Source organism: Streptomyces sp. SS8 (genome assembly GCF_054072955.1).
The window spans coordinates 1-376 of record NZ_JBSVCZ010000078.1; the positions used below are offsets into that span (position 1 = coordinate 1).

The window sequence follows — 376 nt, forward strand, 5'->3', positions numbered from 1 at the left end:
CCCAGCATCCGCCTGGCCTGGTCGTAGTACGGCTTCAGCTCCTCCTGCCAGTCGGTGATGTGCCCCCACTGGCGGTCGGCGAAGAACGCCGGCGGCGGCACGTAGAGGGTGTTGGCGTAGTTCAGCGAACCCCCGCCCACCCCGGCCCCGGCCAGGATCATCACCTTGTCCATCAGATGGATGCGCTGGATGCCGTACAGGCCCAGCGCCGGGGCCCACAGGTAGTTCCGCAGGTCCCAGGAGTTCCTCGGCAGCGTCTGGCGGGTGAAGCGCCGCCCCGCCTCCAGCACCCCGACCCGGTAGCCCTTCTCCGTCAGCCGCAGCGCGGACACCGAACCGCCGAAACCGGAGCCGACCACGATCACGTCGTAGTCGT

1 protein-coding gene is annotated in these 376 nt (G+C 69.1%); it reads right to left on the minus strand.

Annotated features, from left to right (window positions below; translation table 11 throughout):
- Window positions 1-376, minus strand: a 376-nt coding sequence (locus ACW69E_RS27800; RefSeq protein WP_457501043.1) for an FAD-binding protein, incomplete at both ends; no start/stop codon positions are given.